Source organism: Collimonas pratensis (assembly GCF_001584185.1).
Taxonomy (GTDB): Bacteria; Pseudomonadota; Gammaproteobacteria; order Burkholderiales; family Burkholderiaceae_D; genus Collimonas; species Collimonas pratensis.
Map to the genome: position 1 here is coordinate 5224975 of NZ_CP013234.1, position 15666 is coordinate 5240640.

A 15666-nucleotide genomic window follows, 5' to 3' on the forward strand; every position below is an offset into this window, starting at 1 on the left:
GCATGGCGGTAGAATGAGGGATCTTGGCAAGTTGCAACGCCACGCCCTCCATCGGATCCCGCCATGAATCAAGCCCCACTCCGTGCAGCGCCGCTGCTGGATATCCGAGCCCTGCGCACCAGCTGCTCGTCTTGCAGCATGCATCAGCTGTGCCTGCCGATGGGGTTGGATGAACCTGAGATGCAACGGCTCGACGGCATTATCGGCCGCCGCCGCGTATCGCGCGAAGCCAGCCTGTATCGCATCGGCGACAAGTTCGTTTCCCTGTATGCGGTGCGGGTCGGCCAGCTCAAGACTTCGCAAACCAATCCCGACGGCGCGCGGCAGATCACCGGATTTCAGATGACCGGCGAATTGCTCGGCATGGATGCGATCAGCACCGATACCCATCAATGCGACGCGGTCGCCTTGGAAGATAGTGAAGTCTGCGAAATTCCATTTGCGCGGCTGGAAGAACTGTTCGGCGAGATTCCGACGCTGCTGCGGCATTTTCATCGCATCATGAGCAAGGAAATCACGCGCGAGCAAAGCGTCATCCTGTTGCTGGGAAATATGCGCGCCGAGCAGCGCTTTGCGGCGTTCCTGGTGAACCTGTCGTCACGCTATGCAGCGCGCGGCTATTCGTCGACCAGTTTTCAGCTGCGCATGACGCGCGAAGACATCGGCAACTATCTCGGCCTGACGATCGAAAGCATCAGCCGCCTGCTGTCCAAGCTCAAGAAGGATGGCCTGCTGAAAGTCAGCAACAGGCAAATCGAACTGACCGATTTGCCAATGCTGAAAGCGCTGGCGACTGGGGCCGAAGCCTGCTGAGATCTGGCTTCAGATGGTTTTTGAATAGCGCAGCGGCGTCCTGTGCGGATCCAGATAACGGTCGAACACCATACAGATATTACGGATCAGCAAACGCCCTTTCATGGTCACGCTGATCCATTCCTGGTCCAGCGTGAGCAAGCCGTCGGCCTCCAGCAGCCGCAACTGGGCCAGTTCGGCCGCGAAATATTCCGCAAAGCGGACCGGATACGCGATCTCGATCGATGCCAGCGACAGCTCGAAATGGCACATCAGGTGCTGGATGATCAGCCGCCGCAGCAAATCGTCCATGTTCAGCTTGATGCCGCGCGCAATCGGTAATTGTTGCAGGTCAAGCCGCCGGTAGTAGGCTTCCAGCGTTTTTTCATTCTGGCTATAGCTGGCGCCGACAGCGCTGATCGCCGATACGCCGCATGCCACCAGGTCAGACTCGGCATGGGTCGAATATCCTTGGAAATTACGATGCAAACGCCCTTGCCGCTGCGCGATCGCCAGATCGTCGTCCGGCTTGGCAAAGTGATCCATGCCGATATACACATAACCAGCCTCGGTCAGGCGCTGGATGCACAGGAACAGCATGTCGATCTTGACGGCCGGCGCAGGCAGGTCGCTGTCGGCAATCCGCCTTTGCGGTTTGAACAAGTGCGGCATATGGGCATAATTGTAAATAGCGATGCGGTCCGGCGACGCGGCGATCACCTTCTCCAGCGTTTGCGCAATGGATGCCAGGCTCTGTTTGGGTAAACCATAGATCAGATCGATGCTGACCGAACGGAAACCGGCAAAACGCGCTGCATCGATGATGCGCAGCGTGTCTTCTTCGGCCTGGATCCGGTTCACCGCTTTCTGTACCGCGGGATTGAAGTCCTGTACGCCCAGGCTGAGCCGATTGAAACCCTGGCGGCGCAACGTGACGATACGTTTCGGTGTGACAGTGCGCGGATCGACTTCTATCGAATACTCGCCCAGCTGATCGGATGCAAACTGAAAATGCCGATGCAGATGCGCCATCAGTTCGCTCATCTGGCGGTCGCTCAGATAGGTCGGCGTGCCGCCGCCGAAATGCAGCTGTTCGACCTGGTTCATGCCGTCAAACAAAGCCGCCTGCATTGCAATCTCGCGCTGCAGATAGGTCAGGTAAACGACGGCCTTGCCCAGGTTCTTGCTCACAACCTTGTTGCAGGCACAGTAGTAACAGACCGTATCGCAAAACGGAATATGCAGATACAGCGACAAGGCGTGCCGCGCACCCATCGCGCGCCGCTCGGAGACTGCCTGGCAATAAGCCTGGGCGTCGAACTGTTCGCTGAACCTGTCTGCCGTGGGATAGGAGGTATAACGCGGCCCAGGTTGATTCAGCTTGCGCAGCAATGCCTCTTCAAACGCCAGCGCAGCCGGCGGTGCAGCAATGGCGATCGGCTTGGGGGAAGTTAACATGTCGCGGCTCCGGCAATTGACTGTATCCATCACTACAGCGTATCCGTGCAAGCCGGCCGGCGCTTTGATATAGATCAAGCCCGCTTTACTATCGCCGCCGCGAGCTCGATACTGCCTATAATCGCTTATTCTCCACTTACTTCCAGCCATCTTGCCTCTCGATCATCCAGCCTCAGCATTGCCGACAGACCTCAGCCACTGGCAGGGACGGGACCGCTTCGTGCTGCTGGACAGCGAGTTTGGCGACGGCGTACAGTTTTTTACGACCTGGCAAGCCTGGCGCGACGATGCCGGCCGTCCGCGCCAGCTGCATTATCTGGCGTTGGCGCCTGCATCCCTGGACCTACTACGCCAGACCAGAAATCCGCAATGGCAAACCCTCGCGGCTGAGCTCTGTGCGGCCTGGCCGACGGCGGTGCCCGGATTTCACCGCATCTTTTTGCAAGATGGCCAGTTGGTGTTGACCCTGATGTTCGGCGACAGCGCCGCTTGCCTGCGCCAGATTGTGGCCAGCGTCGACGCCTTCCATTTGCGCGGACCTGACTGGCAGGCCTGGCCGCTGCCCATGCTTAGCCTGCTGGGCAGATTGTCTGCCAGGCAGGCCCGTCTTGCCATTTCGGTTGCCGACGCCGCACCGCTTGAAGCGCAACGGACAGCGCTGCGGCAAGCAGGATTCATCTTTGAGGAGGATCCCTTGCGCGCGCATTTTGCGCCGCGCTTTTCGCCCAAATATCCTATCGCGCCTACCCCGCCGGCGACAGAACGCCACGCGATCGTGATCGGCGCCGGACTGGCCGGCAGCGCCGCCTGCCAGCGGCTGGCGCGGCGCGGCTGGACGCTGACCCTGATCGAGCGCCACGATGAAATAGCGCAGGAAGCCTCAGGCAACATTGCCGGCATTTTCATGCCTGTGCTGTCGCGCGACGACAATCCGGGTTCGCGCCTCAGCCGCAGCGCCTATCTTTTCGCCCAGCATGTCTGGCGCCAGCTGGGCGGCATCGGCCACGCTTTCACCGGCGCGGCCTGCGGTGTGCTGCAAATCGCGCGCGATGCCGAACACGTCCGGGCTCAGCAAAATCTGGCCAGCCACTGGCGCTATCCGGGTGATTTTGCGGAATGGCTGGAGCAAGCTGCCGCCACACGCCTGGCCGGCAGTCCGGTCAGCAACGGCGGCTGGCATTTTCCTGCCGGCGGCTGGGTGCAGCCGCGCAGCCTGTGCCAGGCCATGCTGGACGATTGCGGCGCCAGCTTGCAGACGCTTTTCGGGCAGCGGATCGACAAGCTTGAGTATCAGCAGCAAAGCTGGATAGTGCGCGCCGAAGACGGCGCCGAAATTGCCCGCGCACCGGTACTGATACTGGCCAACGGCTGCGAAGCACTCAGCTTCCCGCAGGCAGCGGATTTGCCGCTGGCCGCCATCCGCGGCCAGATCACCCATGTCGACGCCAGTCAGGCGCCTTCGATAGCGCCGGTGATTTGCGGCGCAGCCTATCTGACCCCACCCTGCGGCAATGTCTGCAGCGTCGGCGCTTCCTACGACGAAGATGCCGATCCGGCATTACGGCAGGACAGCCAGGACGACAACCTGGCACGCCTGGCGAACATGCTGCCGGGCTGGAGCCCCGGCCCCTTGCAGCTGGCCGGACGGGTCGGCTTTCGTTGCGTCGCCAGCGACCGGTTGCCGCTGGTGGGCGCTGTGCCGGACCAGCACGGAGCTTGCAGCGTACGTGAAGCGAAATTGAAAGATTTGCCGCGTTTTGACGGCCTGTACAGCCTGCTTGGTTACGCTTCGCGGGGATTGATCTGGGCGCCGCTGGCGGCAGAATTGCTGGCGGCGCAACTGGAAGGGGAGCCGCTGCCGATCGAGGCCGATCTGGTCGCTGCGCTCGACCCGGCGCGTTTCTTACTTAAAGAACGACGCCGGGATAGCGCTACGCCAGTAAAAAGGGCGCCCTGAGGCGCCCCTGCTACAGCTTAACGATCCCAGCGATACGGCCGCATCTGCCAGTCGCCGCGCGGACCCCTGACCCAGCTTGGCGGCACGTAGCGGTAGCCCGGCCGCGCCCTGATCCAGCTGCCGCCTATCCATTCGTGACGGCGGCCGTTCCAGCGCCAGTATCCCGGCGCCCAGACAAAACCGCGGCGCGGCGCCGGCACCACTTCATAGCGCGGTGGCGGCGGTTGTCCGATCTGGACATTCACATAAGCCTGGGCTTGGGCCTGGTTCATCGGCAGCATGAACCCGGCACTCAAGGCTAGCGCACAGACACACAACATCGATTTGATCTTCATTGGGGACCTCCTTCATTCGTTTGAAAACATCAGACAACGATTGAAATATAGGTCATAAATATCAGGGCACTTGTAATTTTGTGTTTCCAAAAGATACAGACTTCGAAAACGTCGAAATACCGTGCAGACAGCCGTAGCGCGGCCCCCTTAAGGTAAAATGGCGGCCTGCCAGACGGCATTGTCGTTTTATAAAATTTGTACGGGATAGCGCCTTGGCCTTGCCAGGCCAAGTTTGCGACCTGTCCCCACCTGACTTCCCGGATTACCCATGTTGCGATTGAACGAAGTACAACTACCCCTGGACCATCCCGACGACGCCCTGCATGCTGCGATCATGGAGCGGCTGGGAATCGCCGCGGAGGAAATGCTCGGTTACACAATTTTCCGGCGCAGTTACGATGCCCGCAAGAAATCCGCGGTCATCCTGACTTACACTGTAGATGTCGAGCTCAGGGATGAAAGTGCGGTCCTAAAACGGCGCACCGGCGATCGCAACATCATGACGACGCCGGACACCAATTATCGCTTCGTGGCGCAAGCCCCCGGCCAGCTGAAATCGCGGCCAGTGGTGATCGGCACCGGCCCCTGCGGCCTGTTTGCCGGCTTGATCCTGGCGCAGATGGGTTTCAATCCGATCATCCTGGAGCGCGGCAAGGCAGTGCGCGAACGCACCAAGGATACCTGGGGCCTGTGGCGCAAACGCGAACTGCAGCCGGAATCGAATGTACAGTTCGGCGAAGGCGGTGCCGGCACTTTTTCCGACGGCAAGCTGTGGACCCAGATCAAGGACCCGAAGCATTACGGCCGCAAGGTATTGACCGAATTCGTCAAGGCCGACGCACCGGAAGAAATCATGTACGTCAGCAAGCCGCACATCGGCACTTTCCGCCTGGTCAAGATGGTCGAGCAGATGCGCGCCACCATCGAGGCGCTGGGCGGCGAATTCCGTTTCCAGCAAAAGGTGGAAGACATCGCCATCACGTCGGAAAACGGCCAGGGCCAGGTGCAGGCCGTGGTGCTGGCTAGCGGCGAAACCATCGTCACCGACCATGTGGTGCTGGCCATCGGCCACAGCGCGCGCGATACTTTCCAGATGCTGTACGAGCGCGGCGTCTACATCGAAGCCAAGCCGTTCTCGCTCGGCTTCCGCATCGAGCATCCGCAATCGCTGATCGACCGCTGCCGTTTCGGCCCCAGCGCCGGCCATCCGATTCTCGGCGCCGCCGACTACAAGCTGGTGCATCATTGCGAATCAGGTCAAGCCCGTGGCCGCGCGGTCTACAGTTTCTGCATGTGTCCGGGCGGCACCGTGGTGGCTGCCACCTCTGAGCCAGGCCGCGTGGTCACCAACGGCATGAGCCAGTACTCACGCAACGAGCGCAACGCCAATAGCGGCATCGTGGTCGGCATCACGCCGGCCGACTATCCCGGCCATCCGCTGGCCGGGATCGCTTTCCAGCAGCAGTGGGAATCGCGGGCGTTTGAACTGGGCGGCGGCACTTACGATGCGCCGGGCCAGCTGGTAGGCGACTTCATCGCCGGCCGCGCTTCGACTACGCTCGGCTCAGTGATTCCGTCCTACAAACCGGGCGTGCTGCTGGGCGATCTCAGTACTTCGCTGCCTGACTATGCGATTGCCGCCATCCGCGAAGCCTTGCCGGCTTTCGACAAGCAGATACGCGGCTTTGCCATGCATGATGCGGTGCTGACCGGCGTCGAAACCCGCACCTCGTCGCCGATCCGCATCAAGCGCCATGACGATAGCCTGCAAAGCTTGAATACCACCGGCTTGTTTCCGGCCGGCGAAGGCGCGGGTTATGCCGGCGGCATCATGTCGGCGGCGATTGACGGCATTCGGGTGGCGGAAGCGGTTGCCTTGAGCATTCTGAGCAAAAACTAAACACTGGGAAGACGTTAAGGAACACAAATCCCTTAACGTCTTTCGGCAGCCTTGTATGCGGCATTGCGCTCTCGCTTGCCCACGGCCACCACCAATACGATCAGTTGCTTGTCGCGCACTTCATACACCAGGCGATAACCGGCCTGCCGCAGCTTGATTTTATAGCGGCTGCGAGAGCCGGAAAGCTGTGCCGATGGCACATGCGGACTCAACAATCGTTCTTCCAGTTTTTTCTTGAATTGCTCGCGTATGCCCTGATCAAGCTTGCGCCATTCCTTCAACGCTTCTTCAAGAAACGCGAGCTCAAAGTTCATCCAGCTTGACCTTGATGACCGCCTGGCTGCTGCGCGCATCCGCAATGGCATTCAGCTCCATGTCTTCCAGTTTGTTCATCAGCGCTTCATAGGCCTTCGCCGGAACGCAATAGAAGGCAGGCTGGTTCCGGTTCAAGATAGCCACGGGAAATCCTTCGCCGGCAGCGACAGTTCCCATAGGGTCTTTCTTTAGCTCGGAAACGCTGGCGGTTGTTTCGGCAAGAATTAGGTGCGCCATAGAAATACTCTTTAAAGTATTATTAACAGCACTAATAATAGCATCTTTCATGGCACTCCAATAAAAAGCCAACTGACGGGCAATGGCGAGTATTTGGACAACGAAAGCTTCTAGTATTGCTTAATTTTCATCCTCTGTTCCTAGGGATATGCATAAGTTTTACCTGAAAAAGCGTCCGACGGTCATGTGAAAATGACCACTCCGATCTATTGCGGATCATTCTATTTACGAACAGATTGTGTAGGCAATTTGACAAACTGAGCGTCGGTCAATGTTTTCAAGAAAGCGACCAGATCGTCGACATCGCTGTCGCTCAACGCCGGCGTACTGCCCTTTCGCCGGTTATACGGGACGGAGTTGATATTGACGTTTTCCCGATAGGCGGCAGGCACGTCATCGAACTTGACGCCGGTCTTGTACCAGTCGCCCGGACTGGTGGCGCGCGTTGCGTAAAACGCGACGGCATCACGCAACGAAGTAAACACGCCGTTGTGCATATAGCTTTCGCGCACAGCGACATTACGCAAGCTTGGAGTCTTGAAATAAGCGCACCACTGACTGCTGTCCGGCCACTTCAGATCGGCAGCGGTTTTGCACAGGCCGACATCGTAGAATTTAGGATTGCGATTTTCGGCGATGCGGCGGTTGCGCGGCACGGCCGCGGCGTCGTAGCCGAAATCAGTAAACATCGAGCGCGCCGGATTGGCGGACTTGTCGTTGAACTTGTGGCAAGACGCGCAATTACCCTTGTCAGGGTCCTTGAACAGACGAAGTCCACGCAGCTCGATCTCGTCCAGCTTGCCAGTGCCGCGGATGTAGTCGTCGTACTTGGAACTGAACGGCGTCATTTCATCGCTGCGCAAAAACGCTTGCAGCGCTCGCCCTGCCGCCTGGCTGGCCTGCTCCGGCCGTTCGAATATCGCGGCGCCGAACTGGGTGCGCATGTCGGATGCATAAGCCTGCGCCAGTTTGCGCGCAAGCTGCCGCGGGTTGCGGTTATTCATTTCCAGCGGATTGAACAAAGGACCTTGTGCCTGCTCCGTCAGAGTATCCGCCCGCCCGTCCCAGAAAAAACCGCCGAATGGAATCGGCGCCAGCGCATCATCGTCCTGATAGAAAAAGCGCGGCGGCGTATAACGCAGATACAGTACTGAAGGAGTATTGCGCGTACCCAGGCTGGCCGGACGGCTGCCAAGCGCAACGCCGATGCGCGAGCCATGATTGCCGGAAAACGCCTGCGCCGGCGCATGGCAGCTGGCGCAGCTGGTACCACGCGGTTCCGACAGGCGCGCATCGAAAAACAATTTGCGGCCAAGCGCGACCAGTGCCGGGGCATCATCCGGCTTCGCGGCCGGCGCCGGCATTTCTTGATAAAGCGGCGTGGCGGCCACCGCTGACGACAAAACAGCGAGCAAAACCAATGGCCCCAAAATACGCTTCAGCGCCAGCAAGCGCATCAGCTTGGCGCCAGAAAGCCGGTCTTGTCGCAGCTGATGTTGTTGCCGCTTTGCAGGCAGGTAGTGAGCAGCACGCCTTTGCGCGTATAGGCCTTGTATGCCCACGCACCATTGCTCTGGCGATCCATCACCATGAAACCAAAGCTGCTGGTATGGGAAATCTTGTCGACGATGGCGCCGGGCGCAGGATTAGTGTTGGCCGGGAAAGGATCGGCAAAATTCACATCGAGGTTATCGCCGCCGTTGCCGGAGACGAAAGTGGCGGGATGCGCAGAGGAAAAATTGATTGCCTGGAAATCATGCACGTGGCCATGGATTGCCGTCTTCACGCCGGACGGATAAAACGCGGTGGGATTAACGCTTTGCATGACCGATTGCAAGGCCTGGTTACCCGGCGCCGGCGGCGCGCCGGCAATTGGTGCGAAACCGAGAATCGGATGATGGTTGGTGAAAATGCTGTTGACGCCGGCTTTCGCCGCCAGCCGGTTGACCGTCTGGAACTGCGCCTGATAAGCGATGAATTGTGGATCGCTGGTGGCCAGCGCGGCCCTGCCCGCCTTGGCCGAATCGAACACGATGACCTGGGTGTCGGCGCCAACCGCAACGGCATACGGATCGGATAAATTACCAGCCGCGTCGTTGGCAGGATCGTTGCATGAACGCTTAGGATCAAGTGCTTGCGTATCGAGGAAACGGAACCAGCCCTGGCCGGCGCGCGCGCACTCCTCGTGGTTGCCGCGCACCATGACCCACGGCGCCGCCGCCAGCAAGGGCGCCGCCGGCTTGAACAGATCCGCCTGCCAGGCATCCCAGCCGTAGCCCCATGGGCTGTCCTTGCAGCCGGCGATATCCGCCGGACAGGCATTTTCCCGATAGTGGTAATCACCGATATGCAGCACCAGATCCGGCTTCATGGCGGCAGCGGTCTTGGCAATTTCTGGAAACGGCCAGGAGTCGTTGTCATCGCAAGCCTGCCAGGCATTGTCGGCCTTTTTCAAACGGCAGCCGGTATCCGCCAGCACCACGATGCGCTGCGGCGCTTGCTTCGGCAATGGCAAACTGCGGGAGCCGACCGAGATGCCGCTACTGTCGGCAGGAACCAGGTATTCGCAGGCGGTGACCGGGAAAACGGAAGGTTTGGAATCCGCCGCGGCGCTCGCGGTTGGACGCTGCGCAACGGTGGCGGCGGCAGCGCGTACCGTCATCGCCATATAGCTGGAGCCGTCGCGCACATCCGGACAGCTGGCTTCGCTGGTGATCACCCTGACGATCGCCTGGTTGTTGCTACCGACTGTCACCCAGGCCGCCTTGACGCTGGCATCGACGTTACTGTCGCTGCCGCCGCAGGCTGCAACCAGCAGACATAGGGACAGGCTCGACGCGAATCCGAACGCTTTTGCAAATGGCTGCTGCTGTTGTTCAATGGCGTTCATGATGCTCGCAAGGATCAGGGTGTCTGGGATAGAGTTGGTAAATTATAAAAAGAAAATGTGACGCGCTTGTTACATGCGGCGGGCAAAAAAAAATACGCCGAAGATGGCGTATTTTCATTGTTCGGAACAGGCCGCCAAGGCAGCCTGCCGATTTATTTGCTGACGTCGCGCGTCGCTTGCACCAGGCATTTGGAGAGTTTATCGAAATGCAACCATGCGGCCTGGCTCAGCTCGACCTGCTTGCGGCGTGTGTCATCGGTGTCCGACAGGACGATCCAGCCTTTTTCCCGCATCGACTTCAGGCGCGCATGCAGCATGGCTGGCGAACCGAGTTCGCTCTGCGCCATCATGTCGCGCACCGAAAGCCGCTCGCGCGCCTGCCCGGCACGGGCAACGAAGGCGAGGATACGGTCTTCGAGCGGATCCAGCGACGGCAGCGACGGCAAGCCGCGCAATGCATTCGCGAGCTGTAGAAAACGCACGTAGATGTCTGCAGGTCGGTTGTTTTTGTCCATGGCCATTTTATAAACTGCAGGAAAGATGAAAAGCTAACGCTGCTAACGTTTTTGAGGCAGTTGATTTCTTGTAACGATGATACCTGCCAATTTGCAGCCTCCGCAAGCATCTTGCCACATATATCCGGATAGTTCGGTAATATACGCGCGCTATGTCTTCAACTCCGCCCCTTGCCGAGAAATTCCGTCTGCACCTGCTGACCATCACCATTACGGTGGTGGCCTACATGCTGGTGTACATGACCAATGACTGGCTGTTCAAGCACATCGAGTTTACACAAGGGATTGCCTGGATCTATCTGCCGGCAGGGATAAGGCTTATCTGCACTTTGCTATTTGCCGAAGCCGGCGTATTCGGCATCCTGATCGCCTCGCTGCTCACCTCCAGCATCTATGCCATCTTCCCGGGCGATCCGATCACCACCATCGGCTATAGCGCGATCTCGGCGCTGGCGCCCTACCTCGCCTATCGCTTCACCTTGCAGGAAATGCGTCTGCAGCCTTCACTCAGCAACCTGACCACCACGCGCCTGCTGGCCTGCATCCTGCTGTACGGCCTGACCAATCCGCTGCTGCAGTTGATGTGGTTTGTCATGCGCGGCGTTTCCTATCACTTCTGGTCGGGCCTGATCGTCATGTCGATCGGCGACCTCACAGGCTCGCTGATCGTGGTGTATGCGATCAAGATGCTGCTGTCTTTTTTCCCCGTGCCGCGCCGCTGAGCGCGCTTCCGATGCTGCGTGGCGCGACCGCCACATAGTTACCGATTGTAATACTGCCGAAATAATTCCTCGCTATTCTGCCGCACAGTTATAGAAATTATAGCGGTTAGCCAGCGCCGGGCTACGCCATGGGCGGAGCTTTGCGCCGATTCCGCTATCACCGCAACTCTTACATCGAGGTAGTGCAATGCGTAGTTGGGACGAACCAAAAAAACGGAAAGCCCGCGTCGAAATCATTCCCATGATCGACGTCATGATGTTTCTCCTGGTGTTTTTCGTATTGATCAGTCTCAATGTGATTCCTGCCTTGGGCCTGAAGACGCATCTCCCTAGCGCCAGCAGCTCGCAGGATTTGAAGCCGCAGAACAAGGCGGTGATCACCATCGGCCTCAACGATGCCCTGCAGGTTGACGGCGTCGACACCAAGATCAGCGAGTTGTCTAGCCGCCTGAACCTGGCGAAAAAGAACGGTGAAAAACTCAACGTGATCGTCAACAGCGATCGCGGCGTCGAAGTGCAGCGGCTGGTGGAAGTCATGGATAACCTGAAGCAGAACGGCTTCGAATCCATTTCCATCGCAACCCGCAAGCCGTGATGCAGGCGACGATGAACATGCCGTTCTTTTTTCGCTTCCGCGATGCGCTGGCAACCTTGCCATCCGCATTGATCCTGGCGATCCTGATCTTTGCCGGCATCCAGAAGGCAGTGAAGATCCAGCCGCATGTCGACGATTCCCTGGTGCAGATCGCATCGACCGAGCCGGAGCCGCCCGTAACCGCGCCAACGCCGCCGGCGCCTGTGCCGCTGCAGGAAGTGAAGCCGCAACCGGTAACCAAGCCGGTGCAACCAGTGGCAAAAACGCCGCCACCGCCAGCTCCGCCGCAGACAGTCACAGCAACACCGGTCAGCAGCGCACCTAGCGCTGAAGTTGCCGCGCCGACGCCACCCAAGGCTATCGCTGCACCGGTAGCAGCGCCGCAGGAAACGCCGCCGCCGGCGCCTGCGGCAAAGCCGAACAACGCCAGCATCGAGGCCAGCTATATCAGCAAGCTGCGCGCCCACCTGAACAGCATCAAGCGCTATCCGACCGGCCGTGAAGCCAGCCAGCAGCGGCCGCAGGGCAAGGTCAAGGTGTGGTTCGTGCTCAACCGCGACGGCACCCTCGTCGACCAAGGCATCGACGAATCGTCGAACTCCATGCTGCTCGACGAAGCCGCCCGCAAGACCATCAACCGCGCCACGTTTACCGGGTTTCCCGAGTCCAGCTGGGCCGGCGAAGCAACTCACAGATTCAGCGCCGAGTTGGAGTTCATCCCGGGAGCGGGATGAAGCAGCAGTTTGCAAACCAAGTTGAAGACTTCGCCTGAACGCTTTGTCCAGGCACACACCAAAAAACTACAGGGAGTAGAACCATGCAATTCAAAGTCACCCGGCTGTCACTGCTGATTTCCGGGCTATTCATCGCTGCCAGTCCACTGGTCCACGCTGCCGACACCTCCGACGTCGGCAAGGTCACGGTGCAGGGCGATGCCGGCGGCGGCACGAGCACCGGCCTGATCCAGCAGGAAGAGTCGGCCAAGGCGCGCAGCTCGGTCGACCGCGGCTATATCGAAAAGCAAAGCAGCACCGGCAATCCGTACCAGATGATTAACCTGCTGCCTGGCGTGAATTCCTACGACCAGGACGGCACCGGCCTGTTCGGCGGCAATGTCCGGGTGCGTGGCTTCAACAGCGACCAATTGGGGTTCACGATCAACGGCGCGCCAGTCAACGATTCCGGCAGCTTCGCCGTCTATCCGCAGGAATATACCGACGCTGAAAACCTGTGCAATATTTTCGTCACGCAAGGCTCGACCGACACTGAAGCGCCGCATGTCGGCGCCTCCGGCGGCAACATCGGCATGACCATGTGTACCCCGGAAGACCAGCAGCGTTTCCGCACCGAATACACTTTCGGTTCCAACCACTTGCAAAAAGGCTATGTCCGCCTCGACTCCGGCAAGCTGTTCAACGACCGCTTCAAATTCTTTGTCTCTTACTCGAAAACCCAGGCTGACAAATTCAAGGGCGAAGGCCGTGCCGACAAGGAACATACCGATTTCAACAGCAACTTCGATCTTGGCGGCGGCAGCTATATCGACACTGGTTTCATGTACAACTCGGCAATCAACAACAACTATCGTTCGCTGACCAAGGCGCAGATCGCCCAGTACGGTCCGAACCTGGATTTCGGCACTGTCCCGCCGATACACCAGCCAGGCGGTCCAGGCGCGCAGAACGATTCGACCTACGGACCGAATGCGGGCATCAACACCGGCAACAAGAACCTGTACTACGGCTATAACCTGAATCCGTTCAAGAACTGGCTCGCCACCATGAACGCCCACTTCCAGCTGGCGCCGACTTCCAGCGTCGATGTCAGCCCTTACATGTGGTACGGCTTCGGCACCGGCGCCAACCAGCTGCAGACTGTCACCGAAGGCAATGCCGGCAACCTGCTGGGCGGCGGCGTACGTGATGTCAACGGCGACGGCGACACCAAGGACACGGTATTTGCCTACGAAGGCAGCCGCACCCGCACTTATCGTCCGGGCGTAACGATCAAGTACAACCAGCAGATCGACAATCACAAGCTGATGGTCGGCTATTGGTACGAGCGTGCGCGGCATCAGCAAACCGGTCCTTTCACACCAATCGACAACAATGGCAACGCCGCCGATATCTGGCTCAACAATCCCGATCTGTGGTTGAAGAACCAGAATGGTTCTAATGTGCAGTACCGCGACACCATGACCATCAGCACCGGCAAATCGGCTTTCTTGCAGGACAATATCAGCCTGATGCAAGACAAGCTGAACCTGCAGCTCGGCGCCCGCTATTCGAGCATCGACCGCGACTTCACCAACAATCCGAGCCAGAGTTCTCCTGGTTTCTATACTTTGCAGAAATCGTATTCCGATCTGCTTCCGAGCTTCGGCGCACGCTACCAGCTGACCACCACGGATTCGGTGTTTTTCAATGCCGCGAAGAACTTCAAGGCGCCAGGCAATTTCTCCTATTTCAACCTGATTTCAGGCGGCACCATCGTCAACGGTGTCTACACCGGCGGCACTGTGCGCAATCCGGTAGTAGACAAGGAAACCTCGTGGAACTACGATCTCGGCTACCGTTATGCGGCTGACAAATGGACATTTTCCGGCTCCGTGTTCTATGTCGATTTCAAGAACCGCATCGCGAGTTCCTACAATCCCGTCTCTGGCAACACCACTGACTACAACGTCGGCGATTCCACCTCCAAGGGCTTTGAACTGGAATCCGGCTACTCGCTCACCAAGAACCTGAGCTTGTACGGCTCGCTCTCCTACATCAAGAGCAAGATGGACAGCGACATGCCGTTTTCGGCTACCACCGCGCTGCCGACCGGCGGCAAGGAATTCCCTGATACGCCGAACTGGCTGAGCGGCCTGAGCCTGCAGTACCAGCAAGACAACTGGTATGTGTTCGGCCAGGGCAAGTACACCGGCAAGCGCTACACCACGCTGGTCAATGACGACAGCATCGGCGGCTACACCGTTTTCAACGCCGGCGCCGGCTATACCTTCCCTTCGTCGACCTGGCTGAAGAAGCCGACGGTCCGCTTCAACGTCAACAACATCTTCGACAAGCAGTTCCTGAGCCTCAGCTCCGGCAGCGGCAGCCAGTTCACGACCAATGCTGTAGCAGTCGGCAATATCGCCGCATCGGCGCCGTTGTTCTATGTCAGTCCTCCGCGCACCTTCAGCGTCACGCTGGTCGCGGATTTCTGATCGCAAGTCTTTAATGCAGCTGTAGCAAACCCTGGCGGCGGACTCTGGTCCGCCGCTGCAATATAAGTGACAAAGAGGTCATCATGAACATGCAATTATTCCACGAGCTCGCTTTCTATCTGATGTACGCCTGTGCCGCACTGGCGATCTTCGTGATTGTCGAACGCGGACTGTTTTTCAACTACACCTTGCGCCAGGCTATCGGCCTGGAAAAGGCCATGACGCATGCGGTGCAGCATGTGCAGGAACTGCCGGCCGAGCTGACTGCGCGCGGCAGCCTGCCGCTGACGCTGGTGTCGGATATCCTGGCCGAAAAGCATCAGCTGACCACCGAGAAGGATCTCGAAGATTTCAGCGAATCGGTATACATCGCCAACCGCGGCGCAGTGCAGCATCGCTTGTGGATCCTCGACACGATCGTGACGGCGGCGCCATTGCTCGGGCTGCTCGGTACGATTTTGGGTATTATCGATACTTTCAAGGCGCTGGCAGTTTCCGGCGTGTCCGATCCGGGCCAGGTCTCGCAAGGCATCGGCACCGCCTTGTACGCGACGGCGCTGGGTATCGGCATTGCGGTGGTCGGCATGTTCTTCTTCAACATGTTCCAGGAACGCATCGAACGCATCAACGATCACCTGAAGGTCTTGATGCTGCGCGCTTGCGTCGGCCGTGATGCCGGTAAGAGCGCCAGAGCAGCGACAAACGGGGCAGATGCAGGAAAATTGCATATCGCCTGATC

The 15666-nt window shown here is 58.9% G+C and carries 15 protein-coding genes; 8 read left to right on the top strand and 7 right to left on the bottom strand.

Annotation, left to right across the window (positions count from 1 at the left end; genetic code table 11):
* The first annotated feature begins 63 nt into the window (after positions 1 to 63).
* Positions 64 to 813 (top strand): fumarate/nitrate reduction transcriptional regulator Fnr, encoded by a 750-nt coding sequence (fnr, locus tag CPter91_RS23260; protein ID WP_061944838.1) that lies wholly within the window; start codon positions 64 to 66, stop codon positions 811 to 813.
* Positions 814 to 822: 9 nt separating this feature from the next.
* On the opposite strand, the gene hemN is transcribed toward fnr, so the two are convergent.
* Entirely contained in the window at positions 823 to 2250 is a 1428-nt protein-coding gene (hemN, locus tag CPter91_RS23265; protein ID WP_061946560.1) for an oxygen-independent coproporphyrinogen III oxidase, read from the bottom strand.
* Positions 2251 to 2428: 178 nt separating this feature from the next.
* Between hemN and mnmC1 the strand changes: the two genes are divergently transcribed.
* Positions 2429 to 4207, top strand: a complete 1779-nt coding sequence (mnmC1, locus tag CPter91_RS23270; protein WP_061944841.1) for an FAD-dependent 5-carboxymethylaminomethyl-2-thiouridine(34) oxidoreductase MnmC1 — start codon at positions 2429 to 2431, stop codon at positions 4205 to 4207.
* 17 nt (positions 4208 to 4224) lie between these two features.
* Here the strand turns inward: mnmC1 and CPter91_RS23275 are convergent, their stop codons facing one another.
* Positions 4225 to 4542 (bottom strand): YXWGXW repeat-containing protein, encoded by a 318-nt coding sequence (locus tag CPter91_RS23275; protein ID WP_061944844.1) that lies wholly within the window; start codon positions 4540 to 4542, stop codon positions 4225 to 4227.
* A gap of 268 nt (positions 4543 to 4810) precedes the next feature.
* On the opposite strand from CPter91_RS23275, the gene CPter91_RS23280 reads away from it, so the two are divergent.
* Positions 4811 to 6442 carry an NAD(P)/FAD-dependent oxidoreductase gene (locus CPter91_RS23280; RefSeq protein WP_061944847.1) on the top strand — a complete coding sequence of 544 codons (1632 nt, stop codon included), beginning with the start codon at positions 4811 to 4813 and terminating at the stop codon, positions 6440 to 6442.
* Positions 6443 to 6474: 32 nt separating this feature from the next.
* On the opposite strand, the gene CPter91_RS23285 is transcribed toward CPter91_RS23280, so the two are convergent.
* From CPter91_RS23285 to CPter91_RS23305, 5 genes are all read right to left on the bottom strand, one after another.
* Entirely contained in the window at positions 6475 to 6756 is a 282-nt protein-coding gene (locus CPter91_RS23285; RefSeq protein WP_061944849.1) for a type II toxin-antitoxin system RelE family toxin, read from the bottom strand.
* Entirely contained in the window at positions 6746 to 6994 is a 249-nt protein-coding gene (locus tag CPter91_RS23290; protein WP_061944852.1) for a type II toxin-antitoxin system Phd/YefM family antitoxin, read from the bottom strand. Before CPter91_RS23290 ends, CPter91_RS23285 begins: the two co-directional genes overlap by 11 nt.
* Positions 6995 to 7215: 221 nt before the next feature.
* Positions 7216 to 8409, bottom strand: coding sequence for a cytochrome-c peroxidase (locus tag CPter91_RS23295; protein WP_236905895.1), 1194 nt, complete (start codon positions 8407 to 8409; stop codon positions 7216 to 7218).
* 41 nt (positions 8410 to 8450) lie between these two features.
* On the bottom strand, positions 8451 to 9884 hold the full coding sequence (locus tag CPter91_RS23300; RefSeq protein ID WP_061944858.1) for a metallophosphoesterase family protein: 1434 nt from the start codon (positions 9882 to 9884) through the stop codon (positions 8451 to 8453).
* A 152-nt stretch (positions 9885 to 10036) separates the two neighbouring features.
* Positions 10037 to 10399, bottom strand: coding sequence for a hypothetical protein (locus tag CPter91_RS23305; protein ID WP_061946562.1), 363 nt, complete (start codon positions 10397 to 10399; stop codon positions 10037 to 10039).
* Positions 10400 to 10551: 152 nt separating this feature from the next.
* Between CPter91_RS23305 and CPter91_RS23310 the strand changes: the two genes are divergently transcribed.
* The 5 genes from CPter91_RS23310 (at position 10552) to CPter91_RS23330 (ending at position 15664) form a co-directional block, all read left to right on the top strand.
* Complete coding sequence (locus CPter91_RS23310) at positions 10552 to 11121, top strand: hypothetical protein (protein WP_061944861.1); 570 nt, start codon at positions 10552 to 10554, stop codon at positions 11119 to 11121.
* 187 nt (positions 11122 to 11308) lie between these two features.
* On the top strand, positions 11309 to 11716 hold the full coding sequence (locus tag CPter91_RS23315) for an ExbD/TolR family protein (protein ID WP_061944864.1): 408 nt from the start codon (positions 11309 to 11311) through the stop codon (positions 11714 to 11716).
* 17 nt (positions 11717 to 11733) lie between these two features.
* Entirely contained in the window at positions 11734 to 12450 is a 717-nt protein-coding gene (locus CPter91_RS23320; RefSeq protein ID WP_082793551.1) for a TonB family protein, read from the top strand.
* A gap of 83 nt (positions 12451 to 12533) precedes the next feature.
* Positions 12534 to 14927, top strand: a complete 2394-nt coding sequence (locus CPter91_RS23325; RefSeq protein WP_061944868.1) for a TonB-dependent receptor — start codon at positions 12534 to 12536, stop codon at positions 14925 to 14927.
* Between the two features lie 83 nt (positions 14928 to 15010).
* On the top strand, positions 15011 to 15664 hold the full coding sequence (locus CPter91_RS23330; protein WP_061944871.1) for a MotA/TolQ/ExbB proton channel family protein: 654 nt from the start codon (positions 15011 to 15013) through the stop codon (positions 15662 to 15664).
* Positions 15665 to 15666: the final 2 nt, after the last annotated feature.

What these genes read in the sequence shown, in the direction of transcription:
- fnr (WP_061944838.1), top strand. Translation starts at nt 64, where the DNA reads ATGAATCAAGCCCCACTCCGTGCAGCGCCGCTGCTGGATATCCGAGCC.
- hemN (WP_061946560.1), bottom strand. Translation starts at nt 2,250, where the DNA reads ATGTTAACTTCCCCCAAGCCGATCGCCATTGCTGCACCGCCGGCTGCG.
- CPter91_RS23275 (WP_061944844.1), bottom strand. Translation starts at nt 4,542, where the DNA reads ATGAAGATCAAATCGATGTTGTGTGTCTGTGCGCTAGCCTTGAGTGCC.
- CPter91_RS23280 (WP_061944847.1), top strand. Translation starts at nt 4,811, where the DNA reads ATGTTGCGATTGAACGAAGTACAACTACCCCTGGACCATCCCGACGAC.
- CPter91_RS23285 (WP_061944849.1), bottom strand. Translation starts at nt 6,756, where the DNA reads ATGAACTTTGAGCTCGCGTTTCTTGAAGAAGCGTTGAAGGAATGGCGC.
- CPter91_RS23290 (WP_061944852.1), bottom strand. Translation starts at nt 6,994, where the DNA reads ATGGCGCACCTAATTCTTGCCGAAACAACCGCCAGCGTTTCCGAGCTA.
- CPter91_RS23300 (WP_061944858.1), bottom strand. Translation starts at nt 9,884, where the DNA reads ATGAACGCCATTGAACAACAGCAGCAGCCATTTGCAAAAGCGTTCGGA.
- CPter91_RS23305 (WP_061946562.1), bottom strand. Translation starts at nt 10,399, where the DNA reads ATGGACAAAAACAACCGACCTGCAGACATCTACGTGCGTTTTCTACAG.
- CPter91_RS23310 (WP_061944861.1), top strand. Translation starts at nt 10,552, where the DNA reads ATGTCTTCAACTCCGCCCCTTGCCGAGAAATTCCGTCTGCACCTGCTG.
- CPter91_RS23315 (WP_061944864.1), top strand. Translation starts at nt 11,309, where the DNA reads ATGCGTAGTTGGGACGAACCAAAAAAACGGAAAGCCCGCGTCGAAATC.
- CPter91_RS23320 (WP_082793551.1), top strand. Translation starts at nt 11,734, where the DNA reads ATGCCGTTCTTTTTTCGCTTCCGCGATGCGCTGGCAACCTTGCCATCC.
- CPter91_RS23325 (WP_061944868.1), top strand. Translation starts at nt 12,534, where the DNA reads ATGCAATTCAAAGTCACCCGGCTGTCACTGCTGATTTCCGGGCTATTC.
- CPter91_RS23330 (WP_061944871.1), top strand. Translation starts at nt 15,011, where the DNA reads ATGAACATGCAATTATTCCACGAGCTCGCTTTCTATCTGATGTACGCC.